Annotated in this window: 7 protein-coding genes; 6 read left to right on the forward strand and 1 reads right to left on the reverse strand. The window is 74.8% G+C overall.

Features of this window, described 5'->3' with window-relative positions; all coding sequences use genetic code 11:
• Positions 1-13 precede the first annotated feature (13 nt).
• From M8J73_RS02600 to M8J73_RS02625, 6 genes are read left to right on the forward strand one after another with little or no spacing between them, the layout of a single operon-like run.
• The gene (locus tag M8J73_RS02600) at positions 14-15,034 is read left to right on the forward strand and encodes a type I polyketide synthase (RefSeq protein ID WP_249828178.1); all 15,021 of its coding nucleotides are present in this window, start codon (positions 14-16) and stop codon (positions 15,032-15,034) included.
• 36 nt (positions 15,035-15,070) lie between these two features.
• Positions 15,071-21,409, forward strand: a complete 6,339-nt coding sequence (locus M8J73_RS02605; protein ID WP_055537120.1) for a type I polyketide synthase — start codon at positions 15,071-15,073, stop codon at positions 21,407-21,409.
• A gap of 27 nt (positions 21,410-21,436) precedes the next feature.
• Positions 21,437-22,309, forward strand: a complete 873-nt coding sequence (locus M8J73_RS02610) for a 3-hydroxyacyl-CoA dehydrogenase family protein (RefSeq protein WP_055537121.1) — start codon at positions 21,437-21,439, stop codon at positions 22,307-22,309.
• Positions 22,306-22,584, forward strand: a complete 279-nt coding sequence (locus tag M8J73_RS02615; protein ID WP_206187759.1) for an acyl carrier protein — start codon at positions 22,306-22,308, stop codon at positions 22,582-22,584. Before M8J73_RS02610 ends, M8J73_RS02615 begins: the two co-directional genes overlap by 4 nt.
• Positions 22,577-23,692, forward strand: a complete 1,116-nt coding sequence (locus M8J73_RS02620) for an acyl-CoA dehydrogenase family protein (RefSeq protein WP_055537122.1) — start codon at positions 22,577-22,579, stop codon at positions 23,690-23,692. The genes M8J73_RS02615 and M8J73_RS02620 overlap by 8 nt, the downstream gene beginning before the upstream one ends.
• The gene (locus tag M8J73_RS02625) at positions 23,689-24,831 is read left to right on the forward strand and encodes an HAD-IIIC family phosphatase (RefSeq protein WP_055537123.1); all 1,143 of its coding nucleotides are present in this window, start codon (positions 23,689-23,691) and stop codon (positions 24,829-24,831) included. Before M8J73_RS02620 ends, M8J73_RS02625 begins: the two co-directional genes overlap by 4 nt.
• 190 nt (positions 24,832-25,021) lie before the next feature.
• On the opposite strand, the gene M8J73_RS02630 is transcribed toward M8J73_RS02625, so the two are convergent.
• Positions 25,022-25,366, reverse strand: coding sequence for an AMP-binding enzyme (locus M8J73_RS02630; protein WP_055537124.1), 345 nt, complete (start codon positions 25,364-25,366; stop codon positions 25,022-25,024).
• Position 25,367 lies beyond the last annotated feature (1 nt).

The raw sequence follows: 25,367 nt of genomic DNA on the forward strand, positions 1-25,367 counted from the left end.
GCGAGAACGCACAGTGAGCGACCGGACCGAGCAGAAGCTCCGCGACTACCTCAACCGCGTCACCATCGACCTCCAGCAGACCCGGCGACGGCTGCGGGACGTCGAGGAGCGCAGCCGTGAGCCCATCGCCGTCGTCGCGATGAGCTGCCACTTCCCCGGCGGGGTGCACAGTCCGGAGGACCTGTGGGAGCTGGTGGCGGACGGCCGCGACACCTACTCCGGGATCCCCGCCGACCGGGGCTGGGACACCACCGGGCTGGCCGGCTCCGGCGTCCCCGTCACCGGGGCCTTCCTGGACGAGGCCGGCGGCTTCGACCCGGCCTTCTTCGGCATCTCGCCCCGCGAGGCGCTCGCCATGGACCCGCAGCAGCGGCTGATGCTCCAGACCTGCTGGGAGGCCGTCGAACGAGGCGGCATCGACCCCGTGTCGCTGCGCGGCAGCCGTACCGGCGTGTTCGCCGCCTCCATCGACCAGGGCTACATGTCGCTGGCCGACGGCGCGCCCGAGGGCGTCCAGGGCTTCCTGATGACCGGCAACGCGATCAGCGTCATGTCCGGGCGCGTCTCCTACGTCATGGGCCTGGAAGGGCCCTCGGTCACCGTCGACACCGCCTGCTCCGCCTCGCTGGTGGCGCTGCACCTCGCGGCGCAGTCGCTGCGCAACGACGAGTGCTCGCTCGCGCTCGTCGGCGGCGTCAACGTGATGGCCCTGCCGGGCGCCTTCGTGGAGATCTCCCGCCAGGGCGGCCTCGCCGCCGACGGCCGCAGCAAGCCCTTCGCGGCGGCGGCCGACGGCACCGGCTGGGGCGAGGGCGTCGGCGTGCTGCTCGTGGAGCGCCTCTCCGACGCCCGCGCCAACGGCCACCCGGTCCTCGCGGTGCTGCGGGGCAGCGCCATCAACCAGGACGGCGCCAGCAACGGCCTGACCGCCCCCAACGGTCCCTCGCAGCAGCGCGTGATCCGCGCCGCGCTCGCCGACGCCCAGCTGGCACCGGCCGATGTCGACGCCGTCGAGGCGCACGGCACCGGCACCCGGCTCGGCGACCCCATCGAGGCCGACGCCCTGCTCGCCGCCTACGGCCAGGACCGCGCCGAGGACCAACCGCTGTGGCTCGGCTCGATCAAGTCCAACATCGGCCACACCCAGGCCGCGGCGGGCCTGGCCGGTGTCATCAAGGTCGTCATGGCGATCCGGCACGGCGTCCTGCCGCAGACCCTGCACGTGGACGCGCCCACCCCGCACGTCGACTGGAGCTCCGGCGGCGTGCGGCTGCTCACCGAACGCCGCGACTGGCCCGTCGCGGGCCGCCCGCGCCGCGCGGGCGTCTCCTCGTTCGGCATGAGCGGCACGAACGCGCACGTCATCATCGAGCAGGCATCCGAGGCCGAGCAGCGGCCCGCCGCCGAGCAGGCGCCCGAGGGCGGTCGGCAGGGCGCGGCCGAGCCGATCGCCGGCGCCGGGCCGCGTACCGCGCCGGACGCCGGGTCCGGTGTTGCGTCCGGTTCCGCGTCCGGCGTGGACCCCCTGCCGACCGTGCCCTGGCCGCTGTCCGGCCGCAGCCCGGAGGCGTTGCGCGACCAGGCGGCCCGGCTCGCCTCCTGGCTCGCCGACCGGCCCGGACTCCGCCCTGCCGATGTCGGCCACTCGCTCGCGACCACCCGCTCCGCCTTCGAGCACCGGGCCGTCGTCGTGGCCGACCGGCCCGAGGGCTTCCTGCGCGGGCTCGCCGCCGTCGCGGCGGGCACCAGCGCCGCCGAGACGGTCAGCGGCCGGACCGGCGCGGGCGACGGCAGGACCGTCTTCGTCTTCCCCGGCCAGGGCTCGCAGTGGGCTGGCATGGCACGGCAACTCCTGGACGAGTCACCGGTGTTCGCCGCCCGCATGGCCGAGTGCGAACAGGCCCTCGCCCCGCACCTGGACTGGTCGCTGTCGGCGGTCGTGCGCGGCGAGCCCGACGCGGCGCCGCTGGACCGCATCGACGTCGTCCAGCCGGTGCTGTTCGCGGTGATGGTCTCCCTCGCCGCCGTGTGGCGGTCGTACGGGGTCGAACCCGACGCCGTCGTGGGCCACTCCCAGGGCGAGATCGCCGCCGCGTACGTCGCCGGCGCCCTGTCGCTCGACGACGCCGCCCGCATCGTCGCCGTACGCAGCCGCGCCCAGCTGGGACTGTCCGGCACCGGTGGCATGGCCTCCGTGGCGCTGCCCGCCGACACCCTGCGGGAGAGCCTGTGCGCCTGGGAGGGCCGTCTGTCGGTCGCCGCCGTCAACGGCCCGGCCTCCGCGGTCGTCTCCGGGGATCCCGAGGCCCTGGAGGAGTTCCTCCGCCAGTGCGAGGAACGCGAGGTGCGGACCCGGCGGGTCGCCGCCGACGTGGCGGGCCACTCCGCGCACATGGACCGGCTGCGCGACGGCATGCTCGACGCGCTCGCCGACGTCCGGCCCACCGCCGCCACGATTCCGTTCTGCTCGACGGTGACCGGCGGATCCCTCGACACGACCGGCCTGGACGCCGGCTACTGGTTCCGGAACATGCGGCAGACCGTCGAGTTCGACGCCGCCGTGCGCGACCTCGTCCGGCGCGGCCACAGCGTCTTCGTCGAGATCAGCCCGCACCCCGTGCTCACCGTGCCGACGCAGGACACCCTCGACGACCTCGCCGACCCCGACGCGGCGGTCCCGGCCCCGCCGACCCTGGTCACCGGCACCCTGCGCCGCGACGAGGGCGGCCTGCACCGGGTGCTCACCGCCCTCGCCCAGGTGCACGTGCACGGCGTGCCGGTGGACTGGACGGCCGTGTTCGCCGGGCACCGGCCCGAGCGGGTCGAACTGCCCACGTACGCCTTCCAGAACCGGCGCTTCTGGCTGGAGCCGCAGACCCGGCCCGGCACCGCGCCGGAGACCGCCGACCCCGCGGACGCCGCCTTCTGGGCCGCCGTCGAACGCGAGGACGTCGCCGCGGTCGCCGCCACGCTCGGCGTCGAGGCCGCCAGTTGGAGCGACATCCTGCCCGCCCTCTCCGCCTGGCGCCGCGACCGCCGTGACCGGGCCGTCCTCGACGGCTGGCGCTACCACATCTCCTGGCAGCGGCTCACGGCCAAGACCGCCGGACCGCTGCGGGGCCGCTGGCCGGTCCTCGTCCCGGACGGCCACACCGCCGACGCGGCGGTGACCCGTGCCGTCGAGGCCCTGCGCGAGCGCGGCGCCAACCCCGAACTCGTCGTCCTCGACCACACCCACACCGACCGGTCCCGGCTCACCGACCACCTGCGCGAACTGCTGGCCACCGGGCCCGGCACGGAGACCGCCCCCTCCGGAGTGCTGTCCCTGCTGGCCCTCGACGAGCGGCCGCACGAGGGCCTGCCCGCCCTGCCCGTCGGCCTGGCGCTCACCACCGCGCTCGTCCAGGCGCTGGACGACCTCGACGTCCGGACCACGTTGTGGTGCGCCACCTCCGGCGCCGTCCCGGTGCACCCGTCGGAGCCGGTGCCCCACCCGGTCCAGGCCCTCGTCTGGGGCTTCGGCCGCACGGCGGCGCTGGAGCACCCGAGCCTGTGGGGCGGTCTGATCGACCTGCCCGAGCAGTGCGACGAGCGCGCCGGGCACCTGCTCGGCGACCTGCTGGCCGGAGCCGGCGACGAGGACCAGCTCGCGATCCGGGCCTCCGGCGCCCACGCCCGCCGACTGGTCCGCGCCACCCCCTCCACCTCCGCGCCGTCGGCTCCCTGGCGGCCCTCCGGCACGGTCCTCGTCACCGGCGGCACGGGCGGGCTCGGCGCGCACGCCGCCCGCTGGCTCGCCCGGGGCGGCGCCGACCACCTGGTCCTCGTCAGCCGCCGGGGTGCCGACGCCCCCGGCGCCGACGAACTGGCGGCCGAACTCACCGCCCTGGGCACCGGTGTGACCCTGGCCGCCTGCGACATCACCGACCGCGAGGCGCTCGCCGCGCTCGTCGACCGGGTCGCCGCCGACGGACACCCCGTCCGCGCCGTCCTGCACACCGCCGCGGCCGCCCAGCTGTTCCCCGTACGCGACGAGAACCCGGCGAGCATGGCCGCGACCCTGGCCGCCAAGGTCCAGGGCGCCGCCAACCTCGACGCCGTCCTCGCCGACACCGACCTCGACGCGTTCGTCCTGTACTCCTCCGTCTCCGGGGTGTGGGGCAGCGCCGACCACGCCGCCTACGCGGCGGGCAACGCCTACCTCGACGCCCTCGCCGCCCACCGACGCGGCCGGGGCCTCGCCGCCACCTCCGTCGTCTGGGGCATCTGGAGCGCCGAGGGCGGCGGCCTCGCCACCAGCGACCTCGAACGCGCCCTCCTCGAACGCGGCATCCCCTTCATGGACCCGCGGCTGGCCGTCGGCGGGCTCCAGCGCGTCCTGGACGACGACGAGACCGTCGTCGTGGTCGCCGACGTCGACTGGGCCCGCTTCGTGCCCGTCTTCACCTCCGTACGGCCCAGCCCCCTCATCGCCGACCTCCCCGACGTCCGCGCCCTGGCCACCGCCGAGGACCGGACCGAACCCGACCCGGGCGACACCGACGGCGCCTCCGCGCTGCGCCGCACCCTCGCGGGTCTGACCGAACCGGAGGTCCGCCGGACCCTGCTGGAACTCGTCCGCACCAACGCCGCCGCGGTCCTCGGCCACGAGTCCGCCGACGCCGTCCTGCCCGACCGGGCCTTCCGTGAACTGGGCTTCGACTCACTGATCGCCGTCGAGCTGCGCAACCGGCTCAACCAGGTCACCGGCCTGCGGCTGCGCGCAACCGTCGTCTTCGACTACTCCTGCGCCGCGCTCCTCGCCGAGCACCTGCGCACCGAGCTCCTCGGCGACACCGCCCCGGCCGCGGCCCCGGCGGCCGTCGTCCCCGTCGCGGACCCCGACGAGCCCATCGCCATCGTCGCGATGAGCTGCCGCTTCCCCGGGGGCATCGACACCCCGGAGCGGCTGTGGCAACTGCTCGTCGACGGCGGCGAGGTGCTCTCCGGCATGCCCGCCGACCGCGGCTGGCCCCTGGACCGCCTCTACCACCCCGACCCCGACCACCCGGGCACCTCGTACGTCCGCGAGGGCAGCTTCCTGCACGACGCGGGCGACTTCGACCCGGCCTTCTTCGGTATCTCGCCGCGCGAGGCCGTCGCCATGGACCCGCAGCAGCGGCTGCTCCTGGAGACCTCCTGGGAGGCGTTCGAACGGGCGGGCATCGACCCGGCGTCCCTGCGCACCACCCCGACCGGTGTCTTCGCCGGCGTCAACTACCAGGACTACACCTCGCTCGCCGGTTCCTCGCCGGAGGGCGGCGAAGGACATCTGGTCGCGGGCGGAGCCGCCAGCGTGGTCTCCGGGCGCGTCGCCTACACCCTCGGTCTGGAGGGCCCGGCGGTCACCGTCGACACCGCCTGCTCCTCCTCCCTGGTCGCGACGCACCTCGCGGCGCAGGCCCTGCGCGGCGGCGACTGCTCGCTCGCCCTCGCCGGCGGTGTCGCCGTGATGGCCACCCCGGGCGTCTTCGTCGGCTTCTCCCGGCAGCGCGGCCTCGCCGCCGACGGCCGCTGCAAGGCGTTCGGCGCCTCCGCGGACGGCATGGGCCTCGCCGAAGGCGTCGGCGTGGTGCTGCTGGAGCGGCTCTCGGACGCCCGCCGCAACGGTCACCCGGTGCTCGCCGTGCTGCGCGGCAGCGCCGTCAACCAGGACGGCGCCAGCAACGGCCTGTCCGCCCCCAACGGCCTCGCCCAGCAGCGGGTCATCCGCCAGGCCCTCACCAACGCCGGGCTGACCGGGGCCGACGTCGACGTTGTCGAGGCGCACGGCACGGGCACCACCCTCGGCGACCCCATCGAGGCGGACGCCCTGCTCGCCACCTACGGGCAGGACCGTCCGCACGGCCGCCCGCTCTGGCTCGGCGCGCTCAAGTCCAACATCGGCCACACCCAGGCCGCCTCCGGAGTCGCCGGAATGATCAAGACCGTGCTCTCGCTGCGGCACGGCGTCCTCCCGCGCACCCTGCACGCCGACGAGCCCTCCCCGCACGTCGACTGGGCCTCCGGCGAGGTGGAACTGCTCACCGAGGCACGCGACTGGCCCGACACCGGCGCACCCCGCCGCGCGGGCATCTCCTCCTTCGGCTTCAGCGGCACCAACGTGCACGCCATCCTCGAACAGGCACCCCCCGCCTCCGACGCGGACGCAGACGCAGAAACGGACGCGGACGCCGGCCCGGAGCCGCGGCACGCGCCCACCGCGCCGGTCGTGCCCTGGGTGCTGTCCGCGAGGTCGCCGCAGGCCCTGACCCACCAGGCCCAGCGGCTGCGCGGCCACCTCGCCGGAGGCGGCGCCCCCGACCCGCTGGACACCGGCTACTCCCTGGCGACAGGCCGTACCCCCTTCGAACACCGCGCGGTGCTCCTCGGCACCGGCGGCGACGCCCCGTCGGCCGCTCTCGACGGGCTGGCCGGCGGCGAGGACACCCCGGGGCTGATCCGCGGCGTGGCCGACACCGACGGCCGCCGGGTGTTCGTCTTCCCGGGCCAGGGCGCGCAGTGGGCCGGTATGGCGGTGGAACTGCTGGACACCTCCCCGGTGTTCGCCGCCTCGATGGCCGCCTGCGAGCAGGCACTGACGCCGTACGTCGACTGGTCGCTCGACGCCGTGCTGCGCGGCGCCCCGGACACGCCACCCTTCGAACGGGTCGACGTGGTCCAGCCCGCACTGTGGGCCGTGATGGTCTCGCTGGCCGCGCAGTGGCGCTCCTGGGGCGTCGAGCCCGACGCCGTACTGGGCCACAGCCAGGGCGAGATCGCCGCCGCCGTGGTCGCCGGGGCCCTCTCCCTGGACGACGGCGCCAAGGTCGTGGCCCTGCGCAGCCGGGCCATCCTCGCCCTCGCCGGGCACGGCGGCATGGTCTCCGTGGCCGTCCCGCGCGAGCGCGCCGTCGAACTCGTCGCCCGGTGGTCCGGGCGGCTCTCCCTCGCCGCCGTCAACGGACCGTCCGCCGTCGTCGTCTCCGGCGACACGGAGGCCCTGACCGAGCTGATCGCCGTCTGCGAGGAGGACGGCGTACGGGCCCGCACGATCGCGGTGGACTACGCCTCCCACTCCGCGCACGTCGAACGCATCCGCGCGGAGGTGCTCGGCGCACTGGACGGCATCACGCCCGTCGCGGGCCGGGTGCCGCTCTACTCCACCCTCACCGGTGACTGGCTGGACACGACGGAGATGGACGCCGGGTACTGGTACCGGAACCTGCGCGAGACCGTCGAGTTCGACGGCGCCGTACGCGCCCTCGCCGACCAGCGCCACCAGGTCTTCGTCGAGGTCTCGCCGCACCCGGTGCTCACCATGTCCGTGCAGGAGACCATCGAGTCCGCCACAGCCGCCGAGTCCGCCGAGGCCCCGCGGACCGTGGTGACCGGCACGCTCCGCCGTGACGAGGGCGGCCTCGCCCGCGCGCTCACCTCGGCCGCCGAACTGTGGGTGCGCGGCGTCCCGGTGCTGTGGCCGGTCCTCTTCGAAGGCACCGGAGCCCGCCGCACCGACCTCCCCACCTACCCCTTCGAACACCGGCGCTACTGGCTCCAGTCCGCCGAGCCGGCCGCCCCGTCGGGCACGGCGGACGAGACGGACGCGGTGGACTCCGCGTTCTGGCGGCTCGTCGAGCGCGGTGACGCCGCCGAGGCCGCCGGAGACCTGGCCGTGGACGCCGAGACGCTCGGCACGGTGCTGCCCGCCCTGAACGCCTGGCGCCGCAGGCAGCGCGAGGGCGCCGCCGTCGACACCTGGCGCTACCGCGTCGACTGGCAGCCGGTGCCCGACCCGCCCGCCGCGTCCCTGTCCGGCACCTGGCTCGTGGTCCTGCCCGAAGGGCACGACGACGCACCGGGCGCCCCGCTCGCACGGGACTCCGTGACAGCCCTCACCGAAGCCGGAGCCGACGTCGTGACCGTGCGGCTCACCGACGCGGACGCCGACCGTGCCACGCTGGGGGAGCGGCTCACCACCGCCCTGGAAGGCCGCACCCCGCAGGGCGTCCTGTCGCTGCTGGCGATCGCCGGACGACCGCACCCCGACCATCCCGCCGTCTCCGCCGGTTCGGCCCTCACCCTCGTCCTCGTCCAGGCGCTCGGCGACCTGGGCGTCGAAGCCCCGCTGTGGTGCGCCACCCACGGCGCCGTCACCACCGGCGACACCGACACCCTTACCGCACCCGACCAGGCACTGATCTGGGGCACCGGCATGGTCGCCGCACTGGAGCACCCCACCCGCTGGGGCGGTCTGGTCGACCTGCCGCCGAGCCTCAACTCCCTGTCCCGCGACCGGCTCCGCGCGATCCTCGCCGGTGCCACCGGTGAGGACCAGCTCGCCGTCCGCTCCGTCGGACTGCTCGGCCGACGCCTGGTCCGCGCCCCCCGCCCGTCCGGCACCCGGCCCGCGTGGAAGCCCCGGGGCACCGTCCTCGTCACCGGCGGCACGGGCGCCCTCGGCCCCCACGTCGCGCGCTGGCTCGCCCGCGGCGGCGCCGAGCACCTCGTCCTTCCCGGACGGCGCGGCGCCGACGTCCCCGGAGCCGACGAACTGCGGGCCGAACTCGCCGAACTGGGGACCGAGTTGTCCCTGCCCGCGTGCGACGTCGCCGACCGCGACCAGATCGCCGGACTCCTCGCCGGACTGGAGGAGCAAGGCACCCCCGTCACCGCCGTGTTCCACGCCGCCGCCTACATCCAGCTGGCCTCCCTGGACGACACCCCGCTCGACGCCTTCGCCGAGGTCGTCGCCGCCAAGGCGGAGGGGGCCCGGCACCTGGACGAACTGCTCGACCGCGAGCTCGACGCGTTCGTGCTGTTCTCCTCCGTCGCAGGTGTCTGGGGCAGCAGCAACCACGCCGCCTACACCGCCGGCAACGCCTATCTCGACGCCCTCGCCGAACACCGCAGGGCCCGGGGCCTGAGCGCCACCACCGTCGACTGGGGCGTCTGGTCGGCCGCCAACCCGTGGGCCGTCCGCGAGACCGTCGACGAGTCCGACTTCTACCGGGTGCAGAAGCAGGGCCTGCCGCTCATCGAGCCCGACCTCGCGCTCGCCGGACTCCAGCAGGCACTCGACGACGACGAGACGGTCATCGCCCTCGCCAACGTCGACTGGGAACAGTTCGCCGCGGTCTTCGGCTCCGTACGCCCCAGCCGTCTGCTCACCGGCGTACCGGAGGCCAGGCGGCAACTGGAGGAGGCCGCGACGCCCGGCGCGAGCGCCGCCACACCGGCCTCCGACGTGCTGCGCGAGCGCCTGACCGGGCTGGCCGAGGCCGAGCAGCGCCGCGTCACCCTGGACCTCGTCCGCACCCACGCCGCGGCCGTCCTCGGCCATGACTCGCCGGAGGAGCTGCGGCCGGGCAGGGCGTTCCAGGAACTCGGCTTCGACTCGCTGACCGCCGTCGAACTGCGCAACCGGCTCCGCGCCGCCACCGGCCTCACCCTGCCCGCCACCCTCGTCTTCGACTACCCGTCCGCGGCCGTGCTCGCCGACCACATCCGCGCCGAGGTACTCGGCGAGCACCGGACGCCCGCCACGCGCGAGCCCGCGCCCGCCGGCACCGCGGCGGCCGACGAGCCGATCGCGATCATCGCGATGAGCTGCCGCTTCCCCGGCGGGGTGCACACCCCCGAACAGCTGTGGCGGCTGCTGGAGGAAGGCGGCGACGTCGTCTCGGAGTTCCCGACCGACCGCGGCTGGCCGCTGGAGGCCATGTTCGACCCCGACCCGGACCAGCCCGGCACCAGCTATGTGCGGCACGGCGGATTCCTCTACGACGCCGGTGAGTTCGACGCCGACTTCTTCGGCATCTCCCCGCGCGAGGCGGTCGCCATGGACCCGCAGCAGCGACTGCTCCTGGAGACCTCCTGGGAGACCTTCGAACGCGCCGGTCTCGACCCGGACCGCCTGCGCGGCACCGACACCGGCGTCTTCACCGGCGTCAACTACCAGGACTACGGCGCCTCCGTGGCCCAGACCCAGGAGAACGAGGGCCACCTCCTCACCGGCAGCGCGGCCAGCGTGATCTCCGGCCGGATCTCCTACACCCTCGGTCTGGAGGGCCCCGCCGTCACCGTCGACACCGCCTGCTCCGCGTCCCTCGTCGCGGTGCACCTGGCCGCCCAGGCGCTGCGCGCCGGGGACTGCTCACTCGCCCTGGCCGGGGGCGTCGCGGTGATGTCCAGCCCGGGCGCCATCATCAGCTTCGCCCGCCAGCGCGGCCTCGCCGCCGACGGCCGCTGCAAGGCGTTCTCCGACGCCGCCGACGGCATGGGCATGGCCGAGGGCGTCGGCGTGATCCTCCTCGAACGGCTCTCCGAGGCCCAGCGGCACGGGCACCCCGTGCTGGCCGTCCTGCGCGGCAGCGCCGTCAACCAGGACGGCGCCAGCAACGGCCTGACCGCCCCCAACGGCCCCTCCCAGCAGCGGGTCATCCGGGCCGCCCTCGCCAACGCCCGGCTCTCGGCGGCCGACATCGACGTCGTCGAGACCCACGGCACGGGCACCAGGCTCGGCGACCCCATCGAGGCCCAGGCCCTGCTCGCCACGTACGGCCAGGAACGCTCCGACGGGCGCCCCCTGCTGATCGGCTCCCTGAAGTCCAACATCGGGCACGCCCAGGCAGCCGCGGGCGTCGCCGGTGTGATCAAGACCGTCCTGGCGCTCCGGCACGGGCAGGTGCCGCGCACCCTGCACGTCGACCGGCCCTCGACCCAGGTCGACTGGACGGCCGGTGCCGTGGACGTGGTCACCGACACGACCCCGTGGCCGGTGACGGGCCGCCCGCGCCGTGCCGGGATCTCCGCGTTCGGCATGAGCGGCACCAACGTGCACGCGATCGTGGAGCAGGCTCCCGAGCCGGCCCCCGAGGAGAGCCCGCGGGACACACCCGACGAGGTGCCGGCCGGGACCGTCGCCTGGCCGCTCTCCGCCAAGTCCCCGGACGCCCTGCGCGGCCAGGCCGAGCGGCTGACCGCCCACCTGGCCGACACGCCGGGCCTCCCGCCCGCCGACATCGGCCGGGCCCTGACCACCCGCACGGCGTTCGAACACCGCGCCGTACTGGTCGGCGACGGCACCCGGCTGCCCGCCGCGCTGACGGCCCTCGCCGACGACGGCACCGCCCCCGACCTGGTACGCGGCGTCGCCGACACCGTGGGCCGCACGGTCTTCGTCTTCCCCGGCCAGGGGTCCCAATGGGCCGGTATGGCACGGGAGTTGCTGGACGAGTCGCCGGTGTTCGCGGCCCGCATGGAGGAGTGCGAACGGGCGCTGGCACCCTTCGTCGACTGGTCGCTGCTCGACGCCGTGCGCTCGGGCAGTGCCTGGGACCGGGTGGACGTCGTCCAGCCCGCGCTGTTCGCGGTGATGGTGTCGCTGGCCGAGGTCTGGCGGTCGTTCGGTGTCGTACCGGACGCTGTCGTCGGCCACTCCCAGGGCGAGATCGCCGCCGCTGTCGTGGCGGGCGCGCTGTCCCTGGAGGACGGGGCCCAGGTGGTCGCCCTGCGCAGCAAGACCCTCGACGCGCTGGCCGGCCGCGGCGGCATGGCCTCGCTGTCCCTGCCCGCCGACCAGGCACGGGAGGCCCTCGCCCCCTGGGCCGGCGCCCTGTCGGTCGCCGCGCTGAACGGCCCCGCCACCACCGTGGTCGCGGGCGACGCGGAGGCTCTGGCGGCCCTGCTCGCGCAGTGCGAGGCCCAAGGCGTACGGGCCCGGCGCATCGACGTCGACTACGCCTCGCACTCCGAGCACGTCGAGGAGATCCACGGCATCCTCATGGACGCCCTGGCCGGCATCAAGCCGCTGCCGAGCGAGGTCCCGCTGTACTCCACGGTGGACGGCGGCTGGCTCGACACCACCGGCATGCACGCCGGTTACTGGTACCGCAACCTGCGGCAGACCGTCGGCTTCGACCCCGCCGTCCGCGTCCTGGCCGCCGAGGGGTTCACCTCCTTCGTCGAGGTCAGCCCGCACCCCGTGCTCACCATGGCCATCGAGGAGACCACCGAGACCGCCGGACGCGAGGCCGTCGTCCTCGGCACCCTGCGCCGCGACGAGGGCGGCCTGCGACGCGTCCTGCTGTCGGCGGCCGAACTGTGGGTGCGCGGAGGTGCGGTCGACTGGACCGCCGCGTTCCCCGGCGAGAGCACGGCCGAGCTGCCGACGTACGCCTTCCAGCGTCGCCGCTACTGGATCCAGCCGCCCGCGGCGACGCCCCGCGGGCCCGGCGCCACCGGTCACCCGCTGCTCGGCACGGCCGTCGAGGTCGCCGACACCGGGGATCTCGTGCTCAGCGGCAGCCTGTCGACACGCACCCACCCCTGGCTCGCGGACCACGCGGTCTCCGGCGTGGTCCTGCTGCCCGGCACCGGCTTCGTGGAACTGGCCGTACGCGCCGGCGACGAGGCGGACTGCCCCCGGGTCGAGGAACTGACCCTCCAGGCACCGCTGGTGTTCGACCGGGACGCCGCCGTCCAGATCCAGGTGCGGGTCGGCGCGCCCGACGAGTCCGGGCGGCGCACCCTCGGCGTGTTCTCCCGGGGCGAGGACGGCGCCGGCACTCCGTGGACCGGGCACGCCACCGGCGTCCTCGCCCCCGCCGGGTCCACCGACCCGGCGGCCCACCCGTACGGCGCGGCATGGCCGCCCGCCGGGGCGGAACCCGTGTCCGTCGACGGCCTCTACGAGCGGTTCGCGGACGCCGGCTACGGATACGGCCCCGCCTTCCACGGCCTGCACGCCGCCTGGCGCCTCGGCCAGGACGTCTACGTGGAGGTCCGACTGCCGGAGGACCTGCACACCGGGGCCGCCGGCTTCGGTCTGCACCCCGCGCTGCTGGACGCGGCCCTGCACGGTCTGTGGCTGGCCGCCCCCGAAGGTGCCGACCAGAACGACGAACCCGGCACCGCCAGGCTGCCCTTCTCCTGGGAAGGCGTCCGCCTGCACGCCTCCGGCGCGACCGAACTGCGCGTGCGGCTGAGCTACGACGACACCGGTTCGGTGGCGCTGTCCGCCGCCGACCCGGCCGGCCGGCCGGTCGCCGACGTGGCGGCGCTGGCCATCCGGCCCATCGCCGTCGACGCCCTGCGCGGCGCCGCGGCACAGGGACGCGACTCGCTGTTCACCCTGGGCTGGACCGCCCTGCCCGCCACCACCGAGCCGCCCGTCGGCCGGTGGGCCGCCCTCGGCACCGAGCACCTGCTGCCCGAGACCCACGAGAACCTCGACGCGCTCACCGCCGCCGTGGACGGGGACGCCGCGGTGCCCGACGTGGTCGTCACGCTCTGCCCGCCCGGCGGGAACAGCGCGGACGCCGCCCGTACCGCGCTCGCCGCCACCCTGCGTCTGCTGCAGACCTGGCTGGCCGACGACCGCTGGGCCGACACCCGCCTGGTCCTCGTCACCCGGGGCGGTGTCGCCACCGCACGCGGCGAGGACATCGGCGACCTGGCGGCCGCCGCCGTGTGGGGGCTCGTGCGCTCCGCGCAGTCCGAACACCCCGACCGGTTCGTCCTCGTCGACGCCGAGGACCCGGCCGAGGCGCTCAAGGCCCTGCCCGCCGCGCTGTCCGCGACGGAACCCCAGCTCGCGGTACGCGACGGACGGACCCTCGCACCCCGTCTGACCAGGACCCCGCCCACGGATGCCGAGGCCGTGGCCGGCAAGCCGTGGGACCCCGAGGGCACGGTGCTCGTCACGGGCGCCTTCGGCGTCCTCGGCGGCCTGGTCGCCCGTCACCTGGTCACCGAGCACGGGGTACGCCACCTGCTGCTGACCGGGCGGCGCGGCGCCGACACCCCCGAGGCGACCGCCCTGGTCGACGAACTCACCGCCCTGGGCGCCCGGGTGGAGACCGCCGCCTGCGACACGGCCGACCGGGACGCCCTGGCCGGACTCCTCGCGGGTGTCCCCGACACCCACCCGCTCACCGCCGTGGTCCACTCGGCCGGCGTCCTCGACGACGGGGTCATCGGCTCGCTGACCCCCGAGCGACTCGACCACGTCCTGCGCCCCAAGGCGGACGCCGCGCTCAACCTGCACGAACTGACCCGCGACCTGCCACTGGCCGCCTTCGTGCTCTTCTCGTCCGCCTCCGGCACCGTCGGCAGCTCCGGGCAGGGCAACTACGCGGCGGCCAACGCCTTCCTGGACGCCCTCGCCCAGCACCGTCGCGCCCAGGGCCTGCCCGCACAGTCGATCGCCTGGGGCATGTGGGCCGAGCGCTCCACCCTGACCGGCACCCTCGACGAGGTCGACCTGCGGCGCATCGCCCGGGGCGGCGTGGGGGCACTCACCTCCGACGAGGGACTCGCCCTGTTCGACGCCGCGCTCGAACGGGACGACGCGGTCCTGGTCCCGGTCCGGCTCGACCTGGCCAGGCTGCGCTCCAGGGCGGGCACCGGCGCCGTGCCCGCCCTCTTCCGCTCACTGGTGCGCGGCGCCGCCCGCCGGACGGCGGCCACCGGCGGCGCCGCCGACGCGGCGGACACCCTGCGCGGGCGGCTCGCCGGCCTGGCCGCCGACGACGCCCGCGCCGTCCTCGCCGACCTGGTGTGCGCGCACGCCGCCGATGTGCTCGGGCACGCCGGAGCCTCGGCCGTCGACCCCGAACGCGCCTTCCGGCAGCTCGGCTTCGACTCGCTGACCGCGGTGGAACTGCGCAACCGCCTCAACGCCGCGACCGGACTGCGGCTCCCCGCCACCCTGGTGTTCGACTACCCGAGCCCGGCGGCCGTCGCCGGGTACTGCGCCGAACGTCTCGCCCCGGCCGGCACCCCGCCGGCCGCGGCGGCGCCGACCCCGGCCGACGACGAGATCACCCGCGCGCTGTCCACGATCCCGCTGGACAGGCTGCGCGACTCCGGCCTGCTGGAGGCACTGCTGCGCCTGGCCGGACCGGAGAACCGGGACGGCGGCACACCGGCGTCGTCCGAACGGACGTCCGGCATCGAGGAGATGGACGTGGACGGCCTCGTACGGCTGGCACTGGGGAGCGAGAGTGTCTGACCGCGTACCGGCCCGGAACGAGAGGTGAGGAGAGGGATGTCCACGGACAAGGTGGTCGAGGCGCTGCGCGCCTCCCTGCTGGAGAACGAGCGGCTGCGCGGCGAGAACACACGGCTGCGCGACGAGTCCCGGGAACCGGTCGCCATCGTCGCCATGAGCTGCCGCTTCCCGGGAGGGGTCCGCACCCCGGAGGACCTGTGGCGGCTGCTCGCCGAAGAACGCGACGCGGTCAGCGAGTTCCCCGCCGACCGGGGCTGGGACGCCGCCGCACTGTACGACCCCGACCCCGACACCCCGGGTACGTCCAACACCCGGGAGGGCGGCTTCCTGCACGACGCCTGCGGCTTCGACGCCGGCTTCTTCGGGATCTCGCCCCGTGAGGCCCTGGCCATGGACCCCCAGCAGCGACTCCTGCTGGAGACCTGCTGGGAGGCCGTCGAGCGCGGTGGCATCGACCCGCTGTCCCTGCGCGGCAGCCGCACCGGCGTCTACGCGGGCGTCATGTACAACGAGTACGGCGCCCGGCTGCAGCGGATACCGGAGGACGTCGAGGCGTTCATCGGCACCGGCACCGTGCCCAGCGTGGTCACCGGCCGGATCGCCTACATCCTCGGCCTGGAGGGCCCGGCCGTCACGATCGACACCGCGTGCTCGTCGTCGCTGGTCGCCCTGCACCTGGCCTGCCAGGCGCTGCGGGCGGGGGAGATCTCCCTCGCCCTGGCGGGCGGTGTCACGGTGATGTCCACACCGAGCCTGTACGTCGGGTTCAGCCGCCAGCGCGGACTGGCGCCGGACGGCCGCAGCAAGTCGTTCGCCGCGGCCGCCGACGGTGCCGGCTTCGGCGAGGGCGTCGGCGTGCTGCTCCTCGAACGGCTCTCGGACGCCCGGCGCAACGGCCACCCCGTGCTGGCGCTGGTGCGGGGCTCGGCGGTCAACCAGGACGGCGCCAGCAACGGCATGACCGCGCCCAACGGCCCTTCCCAGCAACGGGTGATCCAGCAGGCCCTGGCGGCGGCCGGCCTCTCACCGGCCGAGGTCGACGCGGTGGAGGCGCACGGCACGGGGACCCGCCTCGGCGACCCCATCGAGGCTCAGGCGCTGCTGGCCACCTACGGTCAGGGCCGCCCGGCGGACCGGCCGCTGCTGCTCGGCTCGCTCAAGTCCAACCTCACCCACACCCAGGCCGCCGCCGGGGTCGGCGGCGTCATGAAGATGGTGCTCGCGATGCGCCACGGCCTGCTGCCCCGCACCCTGCACATCGACCGTCCCACCCCGCAGGTCGACTGGACCGAGGGCAACATCGCCCTGCTCACCACGGCCACCCCCTGGCCGGACAACGGCCACCCCCGCCGCGCCGGCGTCTCCTCCTTCGGCGCCAGCGGCACCAACGCCCACACCGTTCTGGAGGCGGCGCCCGCCGACCTCGACACACCCCCGGACACCGGGGAATCGGCCCCCGCCCCCGTCGCCTGGCTGCTCTCGGGCAAGGGCGAAGCGGCGCTGCGCGGCCAGGCCGCCGCCCTCCACACCCACCTCACCGACGACCCCGAGGCGCGTCCTGTGGACGTCGGCCTCTCGCTGGCCAGCGGCAGATCCCGCTTCGCCGACCGTGCCGTCGTCGTCGGCGACGACCGTCCCGCCCTGCTGTCCGGCCTGGCCGCGCTGGCCGCCGGACGGCCCGACCCGGCGGTCGTCACCGCCCGCGCCCAGCCAGGCCGCAAGGCCGTCTTCGTCTTCCCCGGCCTCGGCTCCCAGTGGCCCGGCATGGGCGCCGAACTCCTCGACACGTCACCGGAGTTCGCCGCCCGGATCGCGGACTGCGAACAGGCGCTCGCCCCGTACATCGACTGGTCGGTCACCGAGGTGCTCCGTGGCACGCCGGGCGCGCCGACCCTGGACCGGGTGGACGTCCTCCAGCCCGTCCTGTTCTCCGTGATGGTGTCGCTGGCGGCGCTCTGGCGGTCGTACGGGGTGGAGCCTGCCGCGGTCGTCGGCCACAGCCAGGGCGAGGTCGCCGCCGCCTGTGTCGCGGGTGCTCTCACCCTGGAGGACGGGGCCCGCGTGGTGGCGCTGCGCAGCCGGGCCCTCGCCGGCCTCGGCGGGGGCGGAGGCATGGCCACCGTGGTGCTCTCCCAGGCCGAGGTCGCCCCCTACCTGGAACGCCGCTCGGGCAAGGTGACGGTCGCCGCCGTCAACGGCCCCCGCGTGCTCGTCGTCGCCGGACCCGGCGACGAGGTCGGCGCCCTCGTCGATGAACTCTCCGCCGAGGGCGTCATGGCCTGGCGCATCCCGGTGGACTACGCCTCCCACTCGGACGACGTGAGCACCGTACGGGACCGGCTGGGCGAGGACCTGTCCTCGCTCGTTCCCAAGGCCCCGGCCGTGCCCCTGGTGTCCACGGTGGACGCCGACTGGATCGGTCCCGGCGACCTCACCCACGAGTACTGGTACCGCAACCTCCGCCAGACCGTCCGCTTCCACGACGCGATACGCCTGCTCCTCGACGCCGGGCACCGCACCTTCGTCGAGGTGAGCCCCCACCCGCTGCTCACCTACGGCATCGGCGACACCGCGGCCGACGCCGACGCGGACGACGCCGTGGTGCTGGGCACCCTGCGGCGCGACGAGGGCGGGCTGAACCGGATGCTGCTGGCGCTCGGCGAGGCGCACGCGAACGGCGTGGCCGTCGACTGGCGGCGCGCGTTCGACGGCACCGGGGCCCGTCTGACCGACCTGCCGACGTACGCCTTCCAGCGCACCCACTACTGGCTCGACGTGCCCGCGCACGCCGGGGACCCCGAGTCGGCGGGCCAGACGGAGACGGGGCACCCGCTGCTGACCGCCGCCGTGGATCTGCCGGACGGCGACGGAGTGCTCTTCACGGGGCGCCTGTCGTCGCGCACCCATCCGTGGCTGGCGGACCACGCGGTCTCCGGCACGGTGCTGCTGCCCGGCGTCGCCTTCGTGGAGATGGCCGCCCACGCAGCCGCCCACGTCGGCTGCACCACGGTCGAGGAACTCACCCTGGCCGCACCCCTCGTGCTGGGGCCTGTGTCGGAAGTGGCGCCTGCCGGGCGACGCCCGGCACATACTCTCGACGCACCGGGCGAAAGCCCAAGTACGCCCAGTACGAGGCCTTCCGCCCGGCACGCCGAGAGCACGCACCAGACGCCGCCCGGCCCGCCCTCCGGGCGGACGACGCCACTTCCGACACAGGCCCCAGCCGCCGACGAGGCCCGACGGCTCCGCCTGACCGTGGACGCGCCCGACCCCGAGGGCCGCCGGGCCGTGGCGCTGTACTCCCGCCCCGACGACCCCGAGTCCACCGAACCGTGGGTACGCCACGCGGGGGGCACCCTGGCCGGGACGCCCGCCTCCGCGCCGGGTGACCCCGGCCGGTGGCCGCCCGCCGACGGCGCCGAGCGGCTCGAACTCGACAGCCTGTACGCCGACTTCGAGGCGGCCGGCGTCCACTACGGCCCGCTCTTCCAGGGCCTGCGCGCCGCCTGGCGGGTCGGCGACGAGATCCACGCCGAGGTGGCTCTGCCCGAGTCGGTGCCGGGGACCCGCGAGAGCGGCTTCGCCGTCCACCCGGCCCTGCTCGACGCCGCGCTCCAGACAGTCGCCCTGCGCCCCGACTCCACCGACCCCGGCCGCACGGGAGGCGTGCCGCTGCCCTTCTCGTGGCACGACGTCACCCTCGCCCCGGCGGCCGACCCGGTCCTGCGGGTCGTGCTGGCCCCGGCCGAGCAGGGTGGCGACGCCGTGTCGGTACGGATCACCGACCGCACCGGGCGCCCGGTCGTCACCGTCGGCGCGCTGACCCTGCGGGCGGCGGCGGGTGCTCCTGCCGCCGCCGAGCGGTCGCTGTTCCGCCTCGACTGGACGCCGCTGCCCGCCACCGATCCGTCCCCCGGCACCTGGGCCACGCTCGGCGCCTGCGACGGCGACCTGCTGCCGGCCGGCTTCCGGGCCGACCGGTGCCCCGACCTCACCGATGTGCCCGCCACGTCCGACGCGGTGCTGGTGTTGTGCCCGCCGGCCGGGACCCCGGGCCCCGAGGGCGCCCGGACCTCCGTCGAAGCGGTCCTCGCCCTGCTCCAACGCTGGCTGGCAGAGCCGAAGTTCACCGAAACCCCCCTGGTGCTGCTCACCCGTGGCGCGGTCGACCTCGACGGCGCCCCCGCGGACCTCGGGGGCGCCGCCGCCTGGGGGCTCCTGCGCACCGCCCAGCTGGAGCACCCCGGCCGCTTCGTCCTGCTGGACACCGATGGCGGCGACGGCCTCGAAGCCGCCCTCGCCACCGCCCTGGCCGAGGGCGAACCCCAACTCGCCCTGCGTGACGGCACCTTGTACGCACCCCGCCTGGTCCGCCCGCCCGTCGCCGACCGTCCCGCCGGGTTCGACCCGGAGGGCACCGTCCTCGTCACCGGAGGCGGAGGCACCCTGGGCGGACTGGTGGCCCGTCACCTGGTCACCACCCATGGCGTACGGCATCTGCTGCTGCTCGGCCGCCGGGGCGCCGCCGCCGAAGGCACGGCCTCTCTCACCGAGGAGCTGACCGCGGCGGGAGCCGAGGTCACCGTCGCGGCGTGCGACGTGGCCGACCGGGAGGCGCTGGCCGACTGCCTCGCGGCGATTCCCTCGGAGCACCCGCTGCGCGCCGTCGTGCACACGGCCGGCGTCCTGGACGACGGGCTGCTGGAGGCCCTCACCCCCGAGCGGCTGTCGGCCGTTCTGCGCCCCAAGGCCGACGGCGCCTGGAACCTGCACGAGCTGACCCGGGAGCAGGATCTGACGGCGTTCGTCCTGTTCTCCTCCTCCGCCGGTGTCTTCGGCAGCCCCGGCCAGGCCGCCTACGCCGCCGCCAACGCCTTCACCGACGCCCTGGCCGCCGCCCGCCACCGGGCGGGGCTGCCCGGCACCTCCCTGGCCTGGGGCCTGTGGGAGCAGCGCACCGGTCTCACCGACGGCCTCGGCGACACGGACCTGCGGCGGATGGCGCGGAGCGGGGTGCGCGCCCTGCCCACCGAGGAGGGCCTGGCACTGTTCGACGCGGCACTGGCGGGCGACGACCCGGTCCTCGTCCCGGTGGGCCTCGATCTGCGGGCCCGGCCCGGTGGCCCGGTGCCCCACCTGCTGCGGTCGCTGATCCGGACCCCGGCCGTACGCCGGCGTGGCCCGCAGGCCGACGCGTCGCTGCGGCCCCGGCTGGCCGCCGTGCCGGAGGCCGAACAGGGCGAGATCCTGCTGCGGCTGGTGCGGACCCAGGCGGCGGAGGTGCTCGGCCACGCCGACCCGGACGCGCTGTCCGAGGGTGACGCCTTCCTGGAGAGCGGGTTCGACTCGCTGACCGCCGTCGAGTTGCGCAACCGCCTCGCCGCCGCGCTCGACCTGCGGCTGCGCCCCACCGCCGTACTCGACTCGGGAACCCCCGCGCGGCTGGCCGAGCACCTGCGGGAGGAACTGACCCGGAACACCGCTCCCGGAGCCGGGCGGGGGGTCGGTGAAGCACCGTACGACCCGGTCAGCGCCCTGTTCCGGCAGGCGTGCGAGGTGGGCCGGATCCACGAGGGCATCCAGATCCTCCAGCAGGCCGCGAAGCTCCGCCCCGACTTCGGGTCCGGCCCCGAGCTGCTGAGCTCGTCCGGACGGCGTCCGGAGCTGCTGCGGCTGCACATCCGCGACGACGCGCCCGAACTGGTCTGCTTCGCCTCGGTGGTGGCGCTCGGCGGAGCCCATCAGTACAGCCGTTTGGCGTCCGCCTTCGAGGGCCGCTACGGGGTCAGCGCGCTGGACGCGCCCGGCTTCGCCCCCGACGAGCCACTGCCCGCCGACATGTCCTCCCTGCTGGACTTCCAGACCGAGGTCCTCCTGCGGCGCCTCGGTGACCGGCCGAAGGTGCTGCTCGGCTCCTCGTCGGGCGGCACCCTCGCCCACGCCGCCGCCGCTCGCCTGGAGGCGCTCGGGGCAGGCCCGGCCGCCGTGGTGCTGCTGGACACGTATCTGTCCGGGGACGAGGCGATGACCCAGTTCGACGACGTACTGGTCAGCGGCATGTTCGAGCGCGAGGACCGGGCCGCCCCGATGGACGGCACCCGGCTGACGGCCATGGGCCGCTACTTCCAGCTCCTGGACGACTGGGTGCCGCCCCCCGTCGAGGCGCCCGTGCTGCTGGTCCGCGCATCGAGCCCCCTGGCGGAACCGGCACCGGACAGCGACATCGACTGGCGGGCGTCATGGCCGTCCGCGCATTCCGTCCTGGATGTACCAGGAAATCACTGGTCAATGATGGAACAGCATCTGAAAACCACCGTGGACGCCGTTTCCGGATGGCTCGGAACGAACCTTCCGGAATTCTCCCGGGGTATCTGACAAATGCATCGAAAGACTTGGAGTGAAATGTCGGAAAACAACGCGGGTGACGCTCCGAACGCACATCGCCTCACCATCCTGGGCGCCGGCGTCATGGGCGTGGGCATCGCCACCCTGGCGGTCGGCCACGGCGTACCGGTGGCCCTCATCGACGTCGACCAGGCGAAACGCGCGGAGGCGGAGGCCAGGATCGCCCACGAACTGCGGCTCGCGGGGCTGATGGGCGCGCTGCCGGACGACGTCCCCACCGGGGAACTCGTCATCAGTGATTCCTTGTCCGACGCGGCCGGTTCCACCGCGGTCATCGAGGCCGTGACAGAAATATCGGAGCTCAAGGAGAAAGTGATCGCGGAGGTTTCCGTCATCGTTTCACCTGGTACTCTCCTGGTGTCGAACACGTCGTCCATTCCCATTGACGAATTGGCCTCGGCGGCCGCGCGTCCGGCGGAACTCGTCGGCACGCATTTCATGAACCCGTCCTATCTGATCCGCACGGTCGAGGTCATCCGCGGCGCCCGCACCGGCGAGGCCGCCATGGACTCCGTACGGGCCCTGCTCACCACCCTGCGCCGTCGGCCCGTCGTGGTCCGGGACGCCCCCGGCTTCGTGACCAGCCGGGTCCTGCACCCGATGATCAACGACGCGGCCCGGGTGGTACAGGAGGGAACCGCGACCGCCGAGGACGTCGACGCCCTCATGCAGGGCTGCCTGGGGCACGCCACAGGTCCGTTGCGCACCGCGGACCTCATCGGCATCGACAACCTCGTCGACTCGCTGAACGTGCTGTACGAGCGCACCGGTGACAGTGGCTGTCGTCCGTGCGACCTGCTGCTGGAGAAGGTGCGGGCAGGCGACATCGGCCGGAAGTCCGGCCGTGGTTTCTACGAATACGAGGGATGAACGTCATGACCATGCCATCCGAAGGGACCGTGGAGAAGGAACTCCTCGACTTCCTGCACGTACGCACCAAGACCGTCTGGGAAGAGGACACCGACCTCTTCGCGGCCGGCGGACTCTCGTCCCTGTTCGCCATGGAACTCGTCGTCCACCTGGAGAAGTCCTACGGCATCGCGATCCGGGGCGCCGATCTGCGGCTGGACAACTTCCGTACCGTCACGGGAATGGCGGCACTGGTCCGCCGTCTGCGCGCGGCAGCCGGGGACGGCGGTGAGTGAGCCCCTCGCCGAGGCGACGGCATCGGTCACCGGCCTGGTCGGTGACCGGGCCGGTGACTGGGACCGCTCGGGCCTGCTCCCCGTCGAACTGCTGAGAAAGCTCGGTGCCGCCGGGCAGTTGTGCACCGGCGTGCCCACCGAGTACGGCGGCCTCGGCTGGGACAGCCGCACCAGCGGAGAGTTCACCGCCCACGTCGGCAGCCTGTGCAGCTCCCTGCGCAGCGTCATGACCTCCCAGGGCATGGCCGCCTGGACCGTCGAACGGCTCGGCGACGAGGCGCAGCGCCGCGCGCTGCTGCCCCGCCTCACCTCGGGCGAACTGGCCGCTGTCGGCTTCAGCGAGAGCCAGGCCGGCAGCGATCTGTCGGGCATCGACACCCGGATCACCGTCGACGGCGACACCGTCGTGGTCGACGGCCACAAGGTGTGGATGACCGCTGCCCACTACGCCGACCTGCTCATCGTCTTCGGACGGATGGGCGACGGCGCCGCCGCCGTGGTCGTGCCCGCCCGGGCGCCGGGCGTCCACGTACAGCGGGTGGCCGACCCCCTGGGCTGCCGCGCCGCCGGACACGCCGAGGTCCGCCTCGACTCCGTACGCCTCCCCGCCGACAGCGTGCTGGGCGGCGAGGGCCTGTCCCTGCCGCTGCTCGTCACCACCGCCCTGGCCTACGGGCGGATGTCGGTCGCCTGGGGATGCGTCGGAATCCTGCGCGCCTGCCTGGCCGCGACGACCCGGCACGCCGCGTCCCGCGAGCAGTTCGGGCAGCCGCTGGCCCGCCACCAGCTCGTCGCCAAGCACCTGGCCGACCTCTTCGTCGCGGAGCAGGTCGCCTCCCGCGCCTGCGAACACGCCAGCCACCGCTGGGACAACGGGTCCCCCGACATGGTGGTCGCCACCATCCTCGCCAAGCACGTCAGCGCCGGCCACGCGGCCCGCGGGGCCGCGTCCGCCGTACAGGTCATGGCGTCGGCGGGAGCCCAGGACGGCCATCCGGTGGCCCGCGCCTACCGGGACGCCAAGCTGATGGAGATCATCGAGGGCAGCAACGAGATGTGCGAACTCCTGCTCGCCCAACACGCGTTGACAAGTGTGGAGCCGACATGAGCGACAAGACCGGCGCCGACGCGCCGGCCCTCGTGAAGTGCCTGGTCTGGGACCTGGACAACACCCTCTGGCAGGGCACGCTGCTGGAGGACGCGGAGGTACGGCTGCCCGACGCGATACGGGCGGCGATCGTCGAACTCGACGCGCGCGGCATCCTGCAGTCCGTCTGCAGCCGCAACGACCACGACCTGGCCTGGGCCCGTCTCGAAGAGCTGGGCGTCGCCGAGTACTTCGTCCTGCCCGAGATCGGCTGGGGACCCAAGTCCGACGCGGTCCGGCGCATCGCCGAAGGACTGAACTTCGCCCACCGGACCATCGCCTTCATCGACGACCAGCCCGCCGAACGGGCCGAGGTCGCCTACCATCTCCCGGACGTCCGCTGCTACCCGGCCGAGGAGGCGTCCACCCTCACCGGCCTGCCCGAGTTCAGCCCCGCCGTGAGCACGGTGGACTCCCGGCGCCGACGCGAGATGTACCAGGCCGGCTTCCGCAGGGAGACCGAACGGTCCGCCTACGAGGGCCCCGACGAGGAGTTCCTCCGCTCCCTCGACCTGGTCATGCGCATCGGGCGGGCCACCGAGGAGGAGATCACCAGGGTCGAGGAACTCACCCTGCGCACCAGCCAGATGAACGCCACCGGAGTGCACTACTCCGACCGGACGCTGCGCGAGCTGTCGGCGGACCCCGGCCACGAGGTCCTGGTCACCACCCTCGCCGACCGGTTCGGACCGCACGGGGCCGTCGGCGTCACGCTGGTCGAGAAGCACCCCGCCGTATGGCATCTGAAGCTGCTCGCCACCTCCTGCCGCGTGGTGTCCTTCGGCGCCGGATCGGTCATCCTGAACTGGCTCGTGGACCAGGCCGCCGCGGCCGGGGTCCATCTCGTGGCCGACTTCCGGCGGACGGACCGCAACCGCATGATGGAGGTCGCCTACCGGTTCGCGGGCTTCGACGAGGAGCCCTGCCCCTGCCGCGACGCCGTGCGGACCGCGCAGGGAGCGGAAGAGCAGGAGACAGCGGAGGTCGAGCGGCTGCATCTCGTCGCCGCACCCCGGTCCGCCTCCACGACCGTCCAGTTGATCGCCCCCGACCTGACGGAGCGACCCGCCGCCGACCCCTCGGTCGTGGCCCCGGCGTGAGGGGCGGGTCCCCCTGCCGAAGACAGCTCACGGCGGGCTCCCGGACCACCTTGTCCGGGAGCCCGCCGAGAACTCGTACGACATGGCAGCGGCCGGCCCGCCGAGAGCGCACCGGCCACGACCTACCGGCCCCGACGCCCCCCACGAGGGCCTCGGTCGCCCGCCCGGACGCGGGCGATCAACTCCCTCTTCAGGACCACCCGCTGGGGCCGAGCGCGAAGGCGTCGACGGACAGCACCTCGCGCGGGTACTTGTAGGCGGCCATCCGCTCCTTCGCCCAGGCCACGATCCCGGCGGCGAGCGCCGTGTCCGGCCGCACACCGGCCCGCGCCGCGACGACCGCGTACACCTCCTCGCCACGGACCTCGTGCGGAATGCCGACGACCGCGACCTGTTCGATCGCCGGTGACGGGTCAGCCTCCTGACGGGGTAGCCGCCGCACCGGCGTCGGCACGGGGACCGCGGGCAGCGAGTCGCGCTCACGCGGGCAGAGCGCCCAGCGGCCCTGTGGCCGGCGCCGGTGCGCGCCGGCCACG

Origin of the sequence: Streptomyces neyagawaensis (assembly GCF_023516595.1) — a bacterium.
Lineage (GTDB): Bacteria > Actinomycetota > Actinomycetes > Streptomycetales > Streptomycetaceae > Streptomyces > Streptomyces neyagawaensis.

Excerpts from the sequence above, each read along its gene's own strand:
- M8J73_RS02615 (WP_206187759.1), top strand. The coding sequence starts at position 22,306 with ATGAACGTCATGACCATGCCATCCGAAGGGACCGTGGAGAAGGAACTC.
- M8J73_RS02605 (WP_055537120.1), top strand. The coding sequence starts at position 15,071 with ATGTCCACGGACAAGGTGGTCGAGGCGCTGCGCGCCTCCCTGCTGGAG.
- M8J73_RS02625 (WP_055537123.1), top strand. The coding sequence starts at position 23,689 with ATGAGCGACAAGACCGGCGCCGACGCGCCGGCCCTCGTGAAGTGCCTG.
- M8J73_RS02610 (WP_055537121.1), top strand. The coding sequence starts at position 21,437 with ATGTCGGAAAACAACGCGGGTGACGCTCCGAACGCACATCGCCTCACC.